Origin of the sequence: Microbispora sp. H10836, from assembly GCF_012999525.1 — a bacterium.
Taxonomy (GTDB): Bacteria; Actinomycetota; Actinomycetes; order Streptosporangiales; family Streptosporangiaceae; genus Microbispora.
This window is the reverse complement of record NZ_JABBWU010000016.1, coordinates 13,278-31,354: the sequence shown is the minus strand read 5'-3', so window position 1 is coordinate 31,354 and position 18,077 is coordinate 13,278. Positions and strand designations below refer to the sequence as shown.

General features: G+C 72.1%; 14 protein-coding genes. 12 read left to right on the top strand and 2 right to left on the bottom strand.

Annotated features, from left to right (window positions below):
- Positions 1-236: 236 nt before the first annotated feature.
- The 10 genes from speB to HHX30_RS26865 all read left to right on the top strand — a co-directional run bounded on the left by speB (position 237) and on the right by HHX30_RS26865 (position 12,703).
- Entirely contained in the window at positions 237-1,184 is a 948-nt protein-coding gene (gene speB, locus HHX30_RS26910; RefSeq protein ID WP_169984883.1) for an agmatinase, read from the top strand.
- Positions 1,181-2,833, top strand: coding sequence for a N,N-dimethylformamidase beta subunit family domain-containing protein (locus tag HHX30_RS26905; RefSeq protein ID WP_211592578.1), 1,653 nt, complete (start codon positions 1,181-1,183; stop codon positions 2,831-2,833). Before speB ends, HHX30_RS26905 begins: the two co-directional genes overlap by 4 nt.
- Positions 2,830-3,210: a cupin domain-containing protein gene (locus tag HHX30_RS26900; protein WP_211592577.1), complete on the top strand. Its 381-nt coding sequence runs from the start codon at positions 2,830-2,832 to the stop codon at positions 3,208-3,210. Before HHX30_RS26905 ends, HHX30_RS26900 begins: the two co-directional genes overlap by 4 nt.
- 115 nt (positions 3,211-3,325) lie before the next feature.
- Complete coding sequence (locus tag HHX30_RS26895; protein ID WP_169984881.1) at positions 3,326-4,816, top strand: APC family permease; 1,491 nt, start codon at positions 3,326-3,328, stop codon at positions 4,814-4,816.
- Positions 4,809-7,358: a CehA/McbA family metallohydrolase gene (locus HHX30_RS26890; protein WP_169984879.1), complete on the top strand. Its 2,550-nt coding sequence runs from the start codon at positions 4,809-4,811 to the stop codon at positions 7,356-7,358. The genes HHX30_RS26895 and HHX30_RS26890 overlap by 8 nt, the downstream gene beginning before the upstream one ends.
- 178 nt (positions 7,359-7,536) lie before the next feature.
- Positions 7,537-8,883 carry an MFS transporter gene (locus HHX30_RS26885; RefSeq protein WP_169984877.1) on the top strand — a complete coding sequence of 449 codons (1,347 nt, stop codon included), beginning with the start codon at positions 7,537-7,539 and terminating at the stop codon, positions 8,881-8,883.
- A 15-nt stretch (positions 8,884-8,898) separates the two neighbouring features.
- Positions 8,899-10,434 (top strand): long-chain fatty acid--CoA ligase, encoded by a 1,536-nt coding sequence (locus HHX30_RS26880; protein WP_169984876.1) that lies wholly within the window; start codon positions 8,899-8,901, stop codon positions 10,432-10,434.
- 3 nt (positions 10,435-10,437) lie between these two features.
- On the top strand, positions 10,438-11,505 hold the full coding sequence (locus HHX30_RS43420) for an aromatic ring-hydroxylating dioxygenase subunit alpha (protein WP_211592576.1): 1,068 nt from the start codon (positions 10,438-10,440) through the stop codon (positions 11,503-11,505).
- A complete protein-coding gene (locus tag HHX30_RS26870; RefSeq protein ID WP_169984874.1) occupies positions 11,502-11,723 on the top strand; it encodes a hypothetical protein in 222 nt (73 codons plus the stop codon). The genes HHX30_RS43420 and HHX30_RS26870 overlap by 4 nt, the downstream gene beginning before the upstream one ends.
- A 23-nt stretch (positions 11,724-11,746) precedes the next feature.
- The gene (locus HHX30_RS26865) at positions 11,747-12,703 is read left to right on the top strand and encodes a PDR/VanB family oxidoreductase (protein WP_169984872.1); all 957 of its coding nucleotides are present in this window, start codon (positions 11,747-11,749) and stop codon (positions 12,701-12,703) included.
- A 31-nt stretch (positions 12,704-12,734) separates the two neighbouring features.
- Here the strand turns inward: HHX30_RS26865 and HHX30_RS26860 are convergent, their stop codons facing one another.
- Together HHX30_RS26860 and HHX30_RS26855 are read right to left on the bottom strand one after the other, a co-directional pair.
- Positions 12,735-13,574 (bottom strand): LacI family DNA-binding transcriptional regulator, encoded by an 840-nt coding sequence (locus HHX30_RS26860; protein WP_169984870.1) that lies wholly within the window; start codon positions 13,572-13,574, stop codon positions 12,735-12,737.
- Between the two features lie 240 nt (positions 13,575-13,814).
- A complete protein-coding gene (locus HHX30_RS26855; RefSeq protein ID WP_311922874.1) occupies positions 13,815-15,065 on the bottom strand; it encodes an ROK family transcriptional regulator in 1,251 nt (416 codons plus the stop codon).
- A 222-nt stretch (positions 15,066-15,287) separates the two neighbouring features.
- On the opposite strand from HHX30_RS26855, the gene HHX30_RS26850 reads away from it, so the two are divergent.
- Together HHX30_RS26850 and HHX30_RS26845 are read left to right on the top strand one after the other, a co-directional pair.
- Positions 15,288-16,862 carry a cellulase family glycosylhydrolase gene (locus HHX30_RS26850; RefSeq protein ID WP_169984866.1) on the top strand — a complete coding sequence of 525 codons (1,575 nt, stop codon included), beginning with the start codon at positions 15,288-15,290 and terminating at the stop codon, positions 16,860-16,862.
- Positions 16,863-16,975: 113 nt separating this feature from the next.
- Positions 16,976-18,070: a cellulose binding domain-containing protein gene (locus tag HHX30_RS26845; protein ID WP_249350481.1), complete on the top strand. Its 1,095-nt coding sequence runs from the start codon at positions 16,976-16,978 to the stop codon at positions 18,068-18,070.
- Positions 18,071-18,077 lie beyond the last annotated feature (7 nt).

The following is an 18,077-nucleotide window of genomic DNA, read 5'->3' as shown; positions in this document are numbered from 1 at the left end:
CCGACCCGGCGGCCACCCCGGCCGCCGGGTCGTCCGCGTGCCCGGACCCCGCCCCGTCACAGGGCTCGATCCGCCCTCCGCGCCCCGCCGCCCTCCTGGCCGGGTTTGTGTTCAGCCACAAACCACCGCCTCACTCTCCGTGCGTGCCCCAATTGCCGGTTTAGTCCGTGTGCTGCAGACTTGCCGATCCATAAGCCCCTGACCTGGGGATTCGCGCCGGAGAGAAAGGATCGGGTATGACCGTGCCACGGGGGCCCGTCGATTCCTCCCGGGTCCCGCGGTTCGCCGGCCCGGCCACCTTCGCGCGGCTGCCGCGCCTGGACGAGGTCGGGCACGCCGACGTCGCGGTGGTGGGCGTGCCGTTCGACAGCGGGGTCTCCTACCGTCCCGGCGCCCGGTTCGGCCCTTCGGCCGTCCGCGAGGCCAGCCGCCTGCTCCGGCCGTACCACCCGGGCCTGGACGTCTCGCCGTTCGCGGCGGTGCAGGTGGCGGACGCGGGCGACATCGCGTGCAACCCGTTCGACATCCGCGAGGCCGTCGAGACCATCGAGGCGGCCGCGTCCGGGCTGACGGAGAACGGCACGCGCCTGGTCACGGTCGGCGGGGACCACACGATCGCGCTGCCGCTGCTGCGGGCGGCCGCCCGGCGGCACGGCCCGGTCGCGCTCCTGCACTTCGACGCGCACCTCGACACCTGGGACACCTACTTCGGTGCCGAGTACACCCATGGCACGCCGTTCCGCCGCGCGGTCGAGGAGGGCATCCTCGACACCGAGGCGGTCTGCCACGTCGGCACCCGCGGCCCGTTGTACGGCAAGAAGGACCTGGAGGACGACCGGCGCCTGGGCTTCGGTATCGTGACCAGCGCGGATGTGATGCGCCGGGGTGTGGACGAGATCACCGACGCGCTGCGCCAGCGGATCGGCGGCCGTCCGCTCTACCTCTCGATCGACATCGACGTTCTCGACCCGGCGCACGCGCCCGGCACCGGCACCCCCGAGGCCGGGGGCCTGACCAGCCGGGAACTGCTGGAGATCCTGCGCGGCCTGGCCGGATGCGACCTCGTCGGCGCCGACGTCGTGGAGGTCTCCCCGGCGTACGACCACGCCGAGATCACCTCCGTCGCCGCCTCCCACGTGGCCTACGACCTGATCAGCCTGCTCGCACTCAAGGAGGAGCAGTGAGCGACACGAACACGGCGCCGGGCCTGCCCGCCGCCTTCGCCTGGTCCCCGAAGGATTGGCCCTCGGAGCGTGCGTTCCGCACGCCCGACGCGGCCGAGGTGTGGTGTTACACCGACCGGTTCTCCTACTTCCCGGGCGAGACCGTTCGCTTCCACCTCAGCGCCGGTGTCCCGTCCTTCGACCTGGAGGTGGTCCGCGACGGGCTGGAGCCGCGGGTGGTGTGGTCGCGCACCGGACTGTCGGCGGGCCGGCACGAGGCGCCGGCCGACGCGCACGCCGTCGGCTGCGGCTGGCCCGTGGGGCTCGAACTGGAGATCCCCGGCGACTGGCGCAGCGGCTTCTACATCGTCACGGTGCGCGCGGTCACGCCGTCCGGCGAACTGTGGGAGCGCGAGCACTTCTTCGCCGTCAAGGCCCCGGCCGAGCGGCGTGCCCGGGCCGCGCTCGTGCTGACCACCGGCACGTTGCTGGCCTACAACGACTGGGGCGGCGCCAACCACTACCGCGGCCTGGGCGACGACCCTCGTTCCGACAACGGGTCGCCGCTGGCCTCGACCCAGCGCCCCATCGCCCGCGGCATGATCCGCAAGCCGCTGAGCGCGCCGCGGGAGGCCAACCCCGGCATCCTGCCCATGCACGGCGCTCCCCGCTATCCCTCCTACGAATGGGCGCGCCTGTTCGGGTACAGCCGCCACCACGCCGACGCGTTCTGGGCGACGTACGAGCGGCACTTCGTGGTGTGGGCCGAGCGCAACGGGTACGAGATCGACTACCTGACCCAGCACGACCTGCACTTCGACCCCCACGCGCTGGACGGGTACTCCTGCGTCGTCGTCGTCGGGCACGACGAGTACTGGTCGTGGCGGATGCGCGACACCGTCGACGCGTTCGTCGACGCCGGCGGCAACCTGGCCAGGTTCGGCGGCAACTACCAGTGGCAGGTGCGGCTCAGCGACGACGGCGCCACGCAGTACTGCTACCGCCTGCCGTCCCTTGATCCGGAGGCGGCCACGACGCCGCACCTGGCCACCACGGTGTGGGAGGCCAAGTCGGTCGGACGTCCCGGCGCCACCACCATCGGCCTCAACGGCCTCGGCGGGATCTACAACCGCTACGGCGTCGCCACCCCCCGCTCGTCGGGCGGCTTCACGGTCTACCGGCCGCACCACTGGGCGTTCGAGGGGACCGACCTCTACTACGGCGACCTGCTCGGCGGGCCCCCGTACTTCCTGGCGGCCTTCGAACTCGACTCGGTCGAGTACACCTTCCGCCGCGGCCTGCCGTACCCGACGTTCGAGGACGGCGCGCCGGAGACGCTGGAGATCCTGGCCCTCGCGCCGGCCGTACGGGGCGAGGAGGACCGCTTCGGCGGCCGGGTGCCGATCGGCGGGCCGGAGGAGGAGGTCTACAACTACAACGCCGACCTCGGCGACGACCTGCCCGACTACGTGCACGAGGGCGAGATGCGGGGGGCCGGCATGATCGCGGCCTTCACCCGCGGCGACGGCGAGGTCTTCAACGGCGGCACCACCGAGTGGTCCCACGTGCTCGGTCTCGGCGACCCCTTCGTCGAGCGCATCACCCACAACGTCCTGCGTCGCTTCGGCGCCGGCAGCCGTTCCGGAGACCACGGGGGAGCCGCATCGTGAACGACAGGCACACTCCGGTGGGCATCGACGCCGTCCGCGCCGTCACCGCCGGGAACGGCGAGCGCTTCGTGCCGCCGCTGAGCGACTACCACCTGCTGTCCGCGGAGTGGACGGAGGCGGAGTTCCGCGTCTTCGGCGGCGCCGCGAGCTCCTTCACCGGCGGTTACTGGACGGGGGAGCCCGGCGCCGTGCGGTTCGACTCCTGGCCCTACGACGAGATCTGCTTCATCCTCAAGGGCCGCGTCGCCGTGCAGGACGAGTCCGGGCGGCGCAAGGAGTTCGGCCCGGGAGAGTCGTTCCACATCCCGCAGGGCTTCCGCGGCGACTGGATCACCCTGGAGCCGAGCGAGAAGGTCTTCGTCGCGGTCACCCGCTGATCAGCCCATCCTCCAGCCCCGGGCCCGTGGGCGGGCGGTCGCCTGCCCACGGGTCGCCGAACCCCCAGTGTCGCCGAACCCCCAGTGTCGCCGAACCCCCAGTAAGGAACTCACCATGCCAGGTCATCCTCCCGGGAACGCCGCGACCGCGCCCGGCACCCTCGCCAGCAACGCCATGGGCACCAAGGACCTCGTCTTCACGGTCCTGGCCGCGCTCGCCCCCCTGACCCTCATCGTCGCCGTCGCCCCCCTGCACTTCCTCAAGGGCGGCGCCGCCGTCCCCGGCGGTTACCTGGTCGCCGGGGTGGTCATGGCGCTGTTCGCCGTCGGCTTCATGACCATGAGCCGGTACGTGCGCAACGCGGGAGCCTTCTACGCCACCATCGCGCGCGGCCTGGGCAAGCCGGCGGGCTCCGGCGCGGCGGTGCTCGCCGTCGTCGCCTACAACGCCCTGCAGATCAGCACGTACGGCGCGCTCGGCGTGTACGCGACCGAGACGTTCAAGAACTACTTCGACCGCGAGGTGCCGTGGTGGGTGTTCGCGGTCGTCGGCCTGGTCTTCGTGGGGTGGCTCGGGTATCGGGGCATCCACACCAGCGCCCGGATCCTCGGGGCGCTGCTGGTGCTCGAGACGGCCGTGCTCGTCGTGCTGGCGGCCTACGTGCTGCTGAAGGGCGGATCCGGGGACTGGTCCGCCACGTCGTTCGCCCCCACCCGGGTGTTCGACCCGGGCAACGGGGCGATGTTCGCTCTGGTCGCCGGGGCGTTCATGGGCTTCGAAGCCACCGCGATCTTCAGTGAGGAGGCGCGGGGCGGCATCCGCACGGTCCGCCGGGCGACCTACATCGCGGTCGGGTTCATCGCCGTCTTCTACGCCTTCATCACCTGGGTCGTCGTCATGGCCTACGGCGCCGACAAGATCGGCGCAGCCGCCGAGGCCGACCCGGTCAACCTCGTCGTGGCGGTCTTCGACAGGTACGTGCCCGCCCCGATCACCGAGGTGATGCACATCCTGCTGCTGACCAGCGCGTTCGCCGCGCTGCTCGCGCTGCACAACGCGGCCAACCGCTACTTCTTCGCCATGGGCCGGGAGGGCCTGCTGCCCCGCGTGCTCGGCCGTACCCACCCGCGGACCAAGGCCCCCTGGGCGGCCGGCCTCGTCCAGACCGCGCTGGCGGCCGTGGCCGTCGTCGTGTTCGCGGTCCTCGGGATCGACCCCTACCTAGGGCTGCTGCTGTGGGGCAGCGCGCTCGGGTTCCTCGGGATCATCTGCCTGTGGGCGCTGTGCTCCCTGGCGATCATCCGCTTTCTGCGCCGGGAGGCGCCCCAGGCCGGGATCTTCCGCACCACCGTCGCCCCCGGGCTGAGCTTCGCCGCCCTGGCCGTGGTGCTCTTCCTCGTCCTGAGCAACCTGCCGCTGCTGACCGGCGCCGGGACCACCACCAACATCCTGATCATCGGCCTCGGCGTGGCCGGCATCGTGGCCGGCGTCACCAGGGCCCTGTACCTGCGCGCCCGCGCACCCCGGCTCTACGCCGGGCTGGCCCAGACGTCCGTCGACGAGCCGCCCGCCGGGCGGAGGGAGACATCTGTCGGAAATGCCTGATCACGACGTGTCGCCGGCCGGCGGCTGCCGGGGCTATCACCCGCTCGACCTGGCCGATGTGCTCAACGCCCCCCGCTCGGTTCTCGACGACGGAGACTCCTACCCGCTCGGGCCGCGCACGCTCTACGGCCTGCCGTTCCGGTTCGGCGACGAGGGAGGCGCGGACGCGGCGCTGCTCCGCGTGGGCGGGTCCGGCCCGGCGACCGTCACCGTCGCCGTGGGCCGCAGGGTCACGTGGCTGGTGGTCGCCCACGCCCTGGAGTCCACCGACCTGTTCGACGGGCAGATGGCCGGTCAGCTCTGCGGCCACTACACCCTCGTCTACGACGACGGGACCACCGAGCGGCTGCCGGTGCGCCAGCGCCTGGAGATCGGGCCCACACCGCGGCTGTGGAGCGACCGGGCCATCCCGCTCGACTGGGGGCAGACCCCGTTCCTGGCGGTCCCCGACGCCCAGCACCGGCTGATGTCGCGCACCCACGGGCGTTTCGACGCCGCCGGGGCGCGGTTCGTCGACATCGACGACCCGCAGGCGCGCTCGCCGTACGTCCTGCCGTACCGGTTCTACCTGTGGCCCTGCCGCAACCCCCGGCCCGAGCGGACGGTCCGCGCCCTGGAGATCCGCTCGGCGGGCCCGGCCATCCTCGTCGGCGCGGTGACCACCAGCGAGCTCGACGAGGACCCCTTCGGGCGTACGGTGTGGCGCGACGTCCTGCTCGACCTCGGCCCGTCGGCGGGGCCGATCTCGGAGGATCTGGCGGTGAGCGTCGACCGGGGGTCGGCGACCTACGTCTACCGTACGGCCGGTTCCGTCGACACGGCCGCCGGGGGCACGCCGGCCTGGGGAACGCCCACGGGGGAGCACCACCAGGGCTACGTGCGCGTCGCCGCCACTCCTTCGGCGCGGCTGACGCTCACCCGCGGGGAGACGGTGATCAGCGCCTGCGGCTGGGGGGAACTGCTCTGCGCCGGGGAGCACGGCGACGGCGGGGTCACCTGGCGCGTCCCCGACGCGGGACGGGCCTGGGTGCGCACCACGGTCAGGGACGCGGCCACCGGCGAGCCGGTCCCGTGCCGGATCCACTTCCGCTCCGCCGACGGGGTGCCCTACCCGCCGCACGGCCATCACGGGCACATCAACTCCGACGGCAACACCTGGAACCTCGACATCGGCGGCGACGTCCGCCTCGGCACCACGACCTACTCCTACGTCGACGGCACCTGCGAGGGCTGGCTGCCGCTGGGCGAGGTCACCGTCGAGGCCGCCCGCGGGTTCGAGTACGAGCCGCTGCACACCACGGTCACGATCGAGCCGGGCCAGACCGAGCTCGAGCTGACCCTGGCCAGGGTGACGGACCTGGCCGCCGACGGCTGGTACAGCGGCGACACCCACGTGCACTTCGTCTCGACCCTCGGCGCCGAGCTGGAGGCCCGCGGCGAGGACGTCCGGGTCACCAACCTGCTGCTCAGCCAGTGGGGGCACCTGTTCACCAACACGGAGGAGTTCACCGGCCACCCGCACACCTCCCACGACGGGCACACGCACGTGTTCGCCGGGCAGGAGAACCGCAGCGGCATGCTCGGCCACATCAACCTGCTCGGCCTGCGCCGTCCGATCATGCCGTGGTGCACCGGCGGCGCGGAGGAGGCCGAGCTCGGCGGCGGCCTTGAGACGACCCTGTCCCACTGGGCCGACGAATGCCGCGAACAGGGCGGCACGGTCGTGCTGGCGCACTTCCCCGTGCCCAACGGCGAGGCCGCGGCCCTGCTCGCCACCGGCAGGCTCGACGCCGTCGAGATGATCGCCTACGACGACTACAACATCCGGGAGTACTACCGCTATCTCGACGCCGGCTACCGGATCACCCTGGTGGGCGGCACCGACAAGATGAGCAGCGAGGTCCCGATCGGCCTCATCCGCACCTACGCGCACGTGCCGCATGACGAGGAGTTCGACTACTGGGCCTGGTGCCGGGCCGTACGGCGGGGAGCGACCTTCGTCACCAGCGGCCCGCTCCTGTGGTTCGCCGTCGACGGCCGTGAGCCGGGCGAGGAGGCGCGGGTGCCCGCGAAGGGCGCCGTACGCGTGGACGCGCGCGTCCAGTCGATCTTCGACGTCGACCGGCTCGAGATCGTGGTCAACGGTCACGTCGTCGCCGAGCGCAGGCTCGACGCCCCCGGCCGGACGCTCGAACTGACCGCGGACGTGCCGGTGACCGAGGACAGCTGGATCGCCGCGCGCTGCTACGGACCGGGCGCGGGCGTCGCCCGGCACCACGACGTGTGGGCCAGGCCGATCATGGCGCACACGTCCCCGGTCTACCTGCGTACGGGCGAGGAGTACGCCCGATCGGACGCGGCCACGCTCGACCACATGCTGAACCTCGTCGACGGCTCCCTCGCCTACATCGACGAGCGCAGCCGGCGTCTGTGGCCCGGCCGGGTGTGCCACCGGCACGGGCAGGAGGACCACCTGGCCTTCCTGCGGGCGCCGTTCCTCCAGGCGCGCGAACTGCTGCACGAGCGCAGGGCGGCCCTCTGAGGGCACGACAGCGCGAATGAGAATGCCCCGGTGACGCCTCCGCTCAGGCAGGCGGCCGGGGCATTCTCATGTGGAGCAGCCCTATATTCGGCAAAGTATTGACCTCCGTTAGCAATCTGCCTAACCTCCGGACGAGAAGGCGAGCGTCTCGGCTCGCTCCCGGACGAGGAGCTCGGTCATGCCGAACCTGTCAGTCGCACCCCCCAACCGGACACAGCTCCGGCGCGCGGTGACCTCCAGCTTCCTGGGCAGCGTCATCGAGTATTACGACTTCCTGCTCTACGCCACGGCCTCCGCCGTCGTCTTCAACAAGGTCTTCTTCTCCTCCCTCGACTCGCTCGCGGCGACGGTCGCCAGCTTCGGCACGTTCGCCACGGGCTACCTGGCCAGGCCGCTCGGTGGCGTGATCTTCGGTCACTACGGCGACCGGCTGGGGCGCAAGCGCATGCTCGTGCTGACCATGACCCTGATGGCTGTCGCCAGCTTCCTCATCGGCCTGCTTCCCACCTACGCGCAGATCGGCAGCCTCGCGCCCATCGCGCTGGTCGCGCTGCGGATCCTGCAGGGCGTGGCCGTCGGCGGCGAGTGGGGCGGCGCGGTGCTCATGTCCGCCGAGCACGCGACCAGCAGGCGCGGCCTGTGGGCGAGCTTCACCAACGCCGGGGCCCCCTTCGGCATGGTGCTGTCCACGGCGGCGCTCACCGGCACGGCCGCCGTCATGGACGAGCAGGCGTTCCTGAGCTGGGGCTGGCGCGTGCCGTTCCTGATCAGCGTCGTGCTGCTGGCGGTCGGCCTGTTCGTCCGGCTGCGGGTCGAGGAGACCCCGGTGTTCGAGGCGGCCAGGGAGCGGGCGCCCCGGATGCCGCTGCTGGAGGTGTTCCGCAACCATCCGAAGACCCTCCTGCTCGGGGTCGGCGTCGGACTGTCGGCCTTCGTGGCCCAGGGCACCCTCACCACCTATCTCATCGCGTACGGCGTGCGCGCCGGCTTCGCCCGGCAGGCGGTGCTCAACGCGCTCACGCTCTCGTCCGCACTGGCCGTCCTGGGCATCGTCGGCTGGTCGGCGCTGTCCGACCGGGTCGGGCGCCGCCCGGTCGTGCTGGCGGGCGCGGTGCTCATGGCGGTGTTCGGCTTCGCGCTCTTCCCGATGGTGGACTCCGGCAGCACGGCCGTGCTCGCCCTCGCGCTAGTGTTGGGCCAGGCGGTCGTCCACCCGCTGATGTACGGCCCGCTCGCGGCGTTGTACACCGAGCTGTTCACCACTGGGAGCCGTTACACGGGCGCCTCGCTCGGCTACCAGATCGCCGGGCTCGGCGCCGGCCTGGCGCCGCTGCTGTTCGCCCAGCTCGACGCGTCGACCGGCGGCGGGACCACGACGATCTCGGTGATCATCGCCGCGTGCTGCCTGCTGACCGTGGCCTGTGTCCTGGCGCTGCGCGAGACCAGCCGCCACGACCTGACCTCGGTCGCCCCGGTGGCGCCGTCGGGCCAGGTCGCCGACACGGCGAAACCGTCCTCCGCCTGACGAGGGGTGCCGCCGATGCGCAACGCAGGACTGGGAGGCTGGCCGGCGCGCCGGGCCCAGATGAGCCCGGGCCGCACCGCGTTCGTGTTCGAGGACCGGTCGTTCAGCTACGCGGAGGTCCACGAGCGGACGACGAGACTCGCGTCGCGGCTGCGCGAGGCGGGGGTGCGGGCGGGGGACCGGGTCGCCTATCTCGGTCCCAACCACGTCGCCTTCGCCGAGACCATGTTCGCCGCCCACGCGCTCGGCGCGATCTTCGTACCGCTGAACTTCCGGCTGGCCGCGCCCGAGATCGCGTACATGCTGGCGGACTCGGGCGCGTCGGTCCTCGTCTACGCACCGGAATGCGCGGCCGTGGTCCGCGAGATCCCCGGCCCGCCGGTCCCGCACACGGTCGTGGCGCTGGAGTCGCCCGCGGAGGGGGAGCGGCACTACGAGACCTGGCTGTCGCAGGGCGACCCCACGCCGGTCGACACCGCGGTCACGCTCGACGACGTCGCCCTCATCCTCTACACCTCCGGCACCACCGGACGGCCCAAGGGCGCCATGCTGACCCACGCCAACCTCGCGTGGAACTGCTTCCACATGCTGATCGGCGTGGACGTGGCGGGCACCGAGGTCACGCTGATCAGCGCGCCGCTGTTCCACGTGGCGGCCCTGAACCAGACGCTGCTGCCGACCTTCCTCAAGGGCGGCACCTCGGTGGTCATGCCGTTCTGGGACGTCGACCGGTGTTACGACCTCATCGAGAAGCACCGGGTCACCTGGATGTTCGGGGTCACCGCGATGTTCGCCGCGTTCGCGCGGTCGCCGCGCTGGCCGCACGCCGACCTGTCCTCGCTGCGCACCCTCATGTCCGGGGGAGCGGCGATCCCGGTCGCGTTGATCCGCGCCTACCAGGAGCGGGGCCTGGTCTTCTGCCAGGGCTACGGGATGACCGAGACCGCGCCTGGCGCGACCTTCCTGGAGGCGGGCGAGAGCGTGCGCAAGGTGGGCTCGGCCGGGGTGCCGGTCTTCTTCGCCGACGTGCGCGTGGTCCGGCCCGACCTCACCCCCGTCGCGCCCGGCGAGCCGGGCGAGGTGCTCGTCCGGGGGCCGAACGTGACTCCCGGCTACTGGCGGAACCCGGAGGCGACCGCCGCCGCGCTCACCGAGGACGGCTGGTTCCGCTCCGGCGACCTCGCCACCCTGGACGACGAGGGCCACCTCCACATCGTCGACCGGGTGAAGGACATGTACATCTCCGGCGGCGAGAACGTCTATCCGGCGGAGGTCGAGAGCGTGCTCTTCGAGCACCCCGCCGTGGCGGAGGCCGCCGTGGTCGGGGTGCCGGACGAGCGGTGGGGCGAGGTCGGCCGCGCCTTCGTCGTGCCGCGCCCCGGCGCCGCCGTCACCCCCGGCGAGCTGCGGGACTTCCTCCGCCCCCGGCTCGCGAAGTACAAGATCCCGGTCTACGTCGACGTCGTCGGCGCGCTGCCGAAGACCGGCTCCGGCAAGATCCGCAAACCCGACCTGCGCCGGCGGCCCCTGCCCGCCGCCCCCGAGGAGTGAGCTGTGATCGTCACCGAATTCGCGCGCAACCAGTGGTACGTGGCCGCCTACGGCCACGAGGTGGGCCGGCGTCAGCTCGCCCGCACCGTCCTGAACGAGCCGATCCTGCTCTACCGCACCGAGGACGGGCGGGCGGTGGCGCTGGCCGACCGCTGCGTGCACCGCCGGTTCCCCCTGTCGGAATCGCCCAGCCACCTGGTGGGCGACCGCGTCGTGTGCGGCTACCACGGCTTCACCTACGGCCCGGACGGCGTCTGCGTCGCCGTGCCCGCGCAGCAGCGGATCCCGCGCACCGCGCGGCTGCGCACCTACCCCGTGGTGGAGCAGGACTCGTTCGTCTGGGTGTGGATCGGCGACCGCGAGCCGGGCGGCACGCTGCCGCCGCGCGCTCCCTGGCTGGTCTCGCCCGACTACGCCACGGTGTGCGGGATGGAGCCGCTGAACGCGCGGTACGGCCTGCTCGTGGACAACCTCCTCGACCTGTCCCACGAGACGTACCTGCACGGCGGGTACATCGGCACTCCCGAGGTGGCCGAGACCCCGATCACCACCGAGGTCGACGAGGACGCGGGGGTCGTCTACGTCAGCCGCCACATGGACGACGCGGCCTGCCCGCCGTTCTACGCCGAGTCGACCGGCATCAAGGGCCGCATCACCCGCTGGCAGGACATCGAGTATCACCCGCCGTGCCTGTACCTGCTGCACAGCCGGGTCGCCCCGGTCGGGTCGCCCCCGCCCGCCGCCGACGGCACGGACCCGCACGCCTTCCACGTCGAGGTCGTGTACGCGATCACTCCGTCGACAGAGAACACCACCTACGACTTCTGGGCGGTGGCGCGCGACTTCGCGCTCGACGACGAGAAGGTCTCCGACTTCCTGCGGGACAGCAACCGCACCGTCGTGCTGCAGGACGTGGCCGCGCTCAACACGCTGGAGCAGGTCCTCGCCCGGGAGCCGGACCGATACCAGGAGCTGTCGGTGAACATCGACACCGGCGGCCTGGCCGCCCGCCGCCTGCTCGCGAAGATGGCCCAAGCCGGGGCCGTACGACCGGAGGCCGCCGCCCGATGAACGCGGACGACGCCGGGGCGCGGGCCGGCCGCACCGTCTACCGCATCCGCTGGCTGCCGGGGACGGACCGGCTGCACGCCTCCTGCTTCTGCGGGGCGGAGCGGGAGTTCGAGGATCCGGTGGCCCTGTGGGACTGGCTGCTCGGCCATCCCGAGGGCCACCGGCCCGGCCGCGCCGCGGCGCAGGACGCGCCGGCCCCGGCCGCCGCGCTCGTCTGAGACACGAGGGGGCCTCGACGACCATGCCCGTCACGGAACCGGAGCTCGACCTGAAGGTGGCGGCCAGGACGCCCGCCGCCGAGGGCGTCGTCCTCCTGCGTCTCGTCCGTCCCGACGGCGGCCCGCTGCCGCCCTGGACACCGGGCGCCCACGTCGACCTGCTGCTCGCCCCCGGACTGGCCAGGCAGTACTCGCTGTGCGGCGACCCCGGCGACCCCTCGGTCTTCGAGGTGGCGGTGCTCCGGGAGCCCGCCGGGCGGGGCGGCTCCGCGTACGTGCACGACCGGGTCGCGGAGGGCGACACGATCCGGGTGCGTGGTCCCCGCAACCGCTTCGGCCTCGCCGCCTCCCCCCGCTACCTGTTCGTCGCCGGCGGCATCGGCGTCACCCCGATCCTGCCCATGGTCGAGGAGGCGGCGCGGCGCGGGGCCGACTGGCGGCTGGTGTACGGCGGGCGCACCCGGGCCTCGATGGCGTTCGCCGACCGGCTCGCGCGGGACCATCCCGGCCGGGTGGAGCTGTGCCCGCAGGACGAGACCGGCCTGCTCGACCTCGACGCGCTGCTCGGCGTCCCGCGTGCGGACACCCTCGTCTACTGCTGCGGGCCCGAGCCGCTGCTCGCGGCGGTGAAGGAGCGGTGCGCCTCCTGGCCGGAGGGCGCGCTGCGGGTCGAGCGCTTCGCGCCCGCGGCCACGGACGACGCCGGGCCTTCGGCCGCGTTCGAGGTGGAGCTGGCCCTGACCGGCACGACGCTGACCGTGCCGGAGGACCGCTCGATCCTGGAGGTGGTGGAGGAGGCCGGGGTCGCGGTGCTGTCCTCCTGCCGCGAGGGCACCTGCGGCACCTGCGAGACCGCGGTGCTCGACGGCGTCCCCGACCACCGCGACCACCTGCTCACCGAGGAGGAGCGCGCGGCCGGGGACGTCATGTTCGTCTGCGTGTCGCGGGCGCGATCTCCCCGGCTCGTCCTCGAACTCTGATGTCCTCGAACTTTGGGGCGATCGCCCACACCTACGGGGTGCTCGCGGGCGCGGTGGTTCCCCGGTGGACGAGGGTGGCGGTGGGGCAGCGGCGCTCGGCGACCGGCTCGCCCGCCATGAGTTCCAGCAGGGATTCGGCGACCAATTGCCCGAACAGGTGGACGTCGAGACTCATCGTGGTGAGCGGAGGGGACGCGAGCCTGCACAGGCTGGAGTCGTCCCAGGCGATCAGGCTGAGGTCGCGGGGAACGTCGTAGCCGAGCTCCCTGGCGGTGGCGATGCTCGCGACCGCCATCAGGTCGTTGTCGTAGATGATCGCCGTCGGCGGGTCGGGCCGTTCGAGCAGCATCGCCGTGAGCTTCGCCCCGGACTCCTCCGAGTAGTCCCCCTCCACCACGATGGGCTCCACGCCCGCCGAGCGCATGCTGTCCACGAGGGCCTCGGTGCGGATGCGCGTGTGGATCAGAGCGTCCGGGCCGCTGACGCGTGCGATCCGGCGGTGCCCGAGCCTGCTCAGGTGGGCGACGGCGTCCCGCACGGCGCCGGCGTCGTCGGTGCGGACGGCGGGGGCGTCGCCCTCCGGCTCGCCCGCGACCACGGTCGGCAGCCCGAGCGCGCGCAGGACGGCGGGTCTGCCGTCGTCCACCGTCCGGTTCACGAGGACGACCGCGTCGACGCTCCGGTTGGCCGCCCAGCGGCGGTACGCGGCGATCTCGGCGTCATGGGTGGTGACGACGTGCAGCAGCACGGACTGACCGTGCTCGGCCAGATGCTCCTCGATGCCCGCGATGAACTCCAGGAAGAACGGTTCCGCGCCCAGCAGCCGGGGCGGCCGCGCCAGCACCAGGCCCACGGCTGTGGCCGCGCTCACCGCGTCACCCGCGCATCGCGGCCCGCGGCGTCGTCCTGTCCGGGGTCACCCGCCGCCTGGGTGCGCCGTACGCCGTGCGACGTTTCGCGGATCATCCGCCCTGTCTTCTCCTCGGGAGGCAACGGCAACCTGGTGGGTCTCAGCCCGGTTGACCAGCCTACCGAAGTAAGGGGCGCGTCCGGCTGCGGCGGATCACGTCGAGAACGGCCGCGGAGGACGGGCCGCGGCAGGGTGGCAGGGTCACGAGACAGCGGCGGGCTCGGCGCCGGGTCTCTCGGAAAGGCGCGTGCCCTGGCTGAGGGGCACCAGTTCCGACTCGAGCACGAGTGCGGCGGCGCCGACGGCGGAGGCGGTGGCGGCCGAGCGCGACAGCCGGACGTCCACGACGTGCGCGTCGCGGGAGAAGGCCGTTCGATGGAGTTCCCGCTGGACGACGGGGAGGTAGACCGAGCCGGCGATGGCGAAGCCCGGCCCTGTCAGCACGAGGACTTCGAGATCCATGATGTTGGCCAGGGTCCGGGCGGCCGCCGCGATGTAGCGGGCCGACCTCTCCAGTAGCGCCAGCGCCCCCGGCTCCCCCCTGCGGGCGGCCCGGCTGACGGCGGCGAAGTCGGCGGCGGTCGAGGCCCGTATCCCGCGGGTCCCCAGGCCGACGGCCCTGGTCAGGGCGGGATCGGCCCGCACGGCCTGCACGACCGCCGCGGCGCCGGCCATCGCCTCCACACAGCCGCGGGCCCCGCACCAGCACTCGGGGCCGTCGATGTCGACGCAGACGTGCCCGAACTCGCCCGCGTTGCCGCTGGGGCCGCGGTAGGTGATGCCGTTGATGACCAGGCCGGCGCCGATCCCGGTGCCCAGATAGACGACCGCCGACGACGTGGTGGTGCCCAGGCCGCCGGACCAGTGCTCGCCCAGGGCGGCGGCGGTGGCGTCGTTGTCGAGCACCACCGGCAGTCCTGTCGCGTGTTCGAGCGCCTGGCCCAGGGGGAACCCCTGCCAGTGCCGCATGGTCGGAGGGGCGAGGCCGATGCCCCGCGTGGGGCCGAGGGGGCCGGGGGAGACCAGGCCGACGCCCAGGACACGCTCGCGCTCCACGCCGATGCTCTCGATCAGACCGGAGATCTCCGCCGCCGTTCTCGACACGACCGTCCGGGGCTCGTCCGCGCCCGCGCCGCGCCTGGTGATGCGGGCCACCACGGTCCCGGAGAGGTCGGTCAGGACATGTGTCACGCCGGCGTGGTCGAGGTGCACACCAACCGCGTAGCGGGAGGTGTGGTTGAGCTGGAGCAGAACCCGCCGCTTCCCGCCGGTCGACTCGGCGCGGCCGGTCTCGACCACCAGGCCTTCCTCGATCAGCCTGCGGACCAGTGCGGAGATGGTGGGGCCGGTGAAACCGGTGGCGGCGGCCAAACCGACGCGGCTGATCGTGCCCGCGGCCCTGATGGCGTCCAGGACGGCGGCCTTGCTGCTCGCGTGCGGCTTCGCCTTCACTCCTGCGCTCACTAACGTCCCGTCTCGACCTCGATCATTTCGGCCACTGTGAGCCTACAAGCCCTGGCTGCGCCCCTGTGGCGACGCCGGAACAGGCCACGCACGCCGGACGGGCCGGGGCAGGGCCTGACTGAAAGTTTCACCCTTCGTTGACTTACTTAAGTCGCCTACTTAAGAATCTCGCACTGTTTATCAGAATCGCCGGGGCAGGAGAGGAAATCAATGAAACTTCGTGTCGCCTGGGCGACAGCAACCGCGGTCGGCCTCGTCGCCGCCGCCGGTGCGGCGGTCATGACCGGCCCGGCATCCGCCGCCGGCGCGGGCTGCTCGGTGAAGTACAAGGTCGTGAGCGAGTGGCAGGGCGGATTCCAGGGTGACGTGTCGATCACCAATCTGGGGGATTCCTGGTCCGGCTGGACCCTCGAGTTCGACTTCCCCAACGCCGGCCAGGGCGTGAACAACGGCTGGAGCGCCGACTGGTCGCAGTCCGGCTCGCACGTCACCGCCAAGAACCTCAGCTGGAACGGCGCCGTCGCCTCGAACGGCTCGGTGTCGGTCGGCTTCATCGGCAAGTGGAGCGGCGGCAACCCGGTGCCTACCACCTTCAAGATCAACGGCGTCGCCTGCGGCGGCGCCAGTCCCAGTCCCAGTCCGAGCGCCAGTCCGAGCGCCAGTCCGAGCGCCAGTCCGAGCGCCAGTCCGAGCGCCAGTCCGAGCGCCAGTCCGAGTCCCAGTCCGAGCGCCAGCCCCAGCACGAGTCCGAGCCCTGATCCGGGGGGACCCGCGCCGCAGCTGCACGTCTCCGGCAACAAGATCGTCACTGCGGACGGCAAGCCGTACCGGTTGCTGGGCGTCTCCCGCTCGAGCGGCGAGTACGCCTGCGTCCAGGGCAAGGGGACGTGGGACCACGGCCCGGTCGACCAGGGCTCCGTGGACGCGATGAAGAAGTGGAACATCCACGCCGTCCGGCTTCCGCTGAACGAGGAGTGCTGGCTCGGCACCAACGGCTCGCCGAGCGGCGCCGCCTACCAGCAGGACGTCAAGAACTACGTGCAGTTGCTGGTCGCCAACGGAATCACGCCGATCCTCGATCTGCACTGGAACTGGGGCCAGTTCACCGGCGTCTCCTGGGCGTGCACGGACACCGCGGCGACCTGTCAGAAGCCGATGCCCGACGCCAAATACGCGCCGGAGTTCTGGACCGGTGTCGCGAAGGCGTTCAAGGGCGACAACGCGGTGATCTTCGACCTGTTCAACGAGCCGTGGCCGGAGTACGGCACCGGTGACACCACCTCGGGCTGGAAGTGCCTGCGTGACGGCGGTAACTGCCCCGGCTTCTCCTACGAGGTGGCGGGGATGCAGCGCCTGGTCGACGCCGTCCGGGCGACGGGGGCGACCAACATCGTCATGGTCGGCGGCCTGGCCTGGAGCAACGACCTGAGCCAGTGGCAGCAGTACAAGCCGAACGACCCGACGGGCAACCTGGCCGCCTCGTGGCACTCCTACAGCTTCAACGCCTGCTCCAACGAATCCTGCTGGGACAGCCAGATCGCTCCGCTCGCCGCCAAGGTCCCCGTGGTGACCGGTGAGTTCGGCGCGGACAACTGCGGCTACGACTACATGGACAGGCTCACGAAGTGGGCGGACAAGAACGGCGTGTCGTACCTCGCCTGGACCTGGAGCCCGTGGGGCTGCAGCACGGGCGCCGTGCTCATCAAGGACTACGCCGGCACCCCCGAGCCGGGCATCGGTGAGGGCTACAGGGCACACCTGCTCACCCAGAACCCCTATGCGTGACACCTGTCCCGACCGCAGGTGACACACCCGGACCCGTCACCGCAGCGGTGGCGGGTCCTCCCTGGTTCGATGTCCCCGGCCTATGCCGCCGTCCAGCCTTGAAGGGCATGACGATGCCTCGAAAATCCGTCCTGTACGCCGTCCTGGGCGCGCTCATCGCGGCGCTCGCGCTTACGGCGGCCAAGCCCGCGCTCTCTGCCGCGGCCCCGGTCAAGATCATGCCGCTGGGCGACTCCATCACCGCCGGTCCCGGCTGCTGGCGGGCCCTGCTCTGGGACCGCCTGCAGCGGACCGGCTACACCGGCATCGACTTCGTGGGCACCCAGCCCGGAGGCGGCTGCTCGGTGCCGCACGACGGCGACCACGAGGGGCACGGCGGCTTCTCGGCCACCGGCATCGCCGACAACGACCAGCTGCCGCCGTGGCTGGCGGCCACCAAGCCGGACATCGTGCTCATGCACCTCGGCACGAACGACATGTGGGGCGGCTACATCCCCACCACCACGGTCCTCGCCGCGTACACCAAACTGATCGGCCAGATGCGGGCCGCCAATCCGAAGATGAAAATCATCGTGGCGCAGATCATTCCCATGAATCCGCCGAGCTGCCCCACGTGCGCCGCCGACGTGGTCGCGCTCGACAACGCGATCCCGGCCTGGGCCGCCGGCCTGACCACCGCCCAGTCGCCGATCGTCGTCGTCGACCAGTGGACGGGCTTCGACGCGGCCAGGGACACCGGCGACGGAGTGCACCCGAACGACGCCGGCTTCCAGAAGATGGCCGACCGCTGGTATCCGGCGCTCACGAAGGTGCTCGACGGGATCACCCCGCCGCTGCCGTCACCAAGCCCGTCGCCGTCGCCTAGCGTGTCCCCGGCCCCCGTGGTGTCCCCGTCCCCCGGGGCCGCCGGATGCAGCGCCACGTATCGGGTGGTCTCCCAGTGGTCCGGCGGGTTCCAGGGCGAGGTGAGCGTGCGCAACGACACCGCGGCGGCGATGTCGGGATGGACGGCCACCTTCAGTTTCGGCGGCGGCCAGCAGATCACGCAGGCATGGAATGCCACCGTGAGCCAGAGCGGAGCGGCGGTGACCGCGCGGAACCTGAGCTGGAACGGCGTTCTGCCGGCCGGTGGTTCGACCGGTTTCGGCTTCCTGGCCTCCTGGAACGGCGGCAACACCGCACCGGTCGTGAGCTGCCGGGCCGGCTGACCGGCGC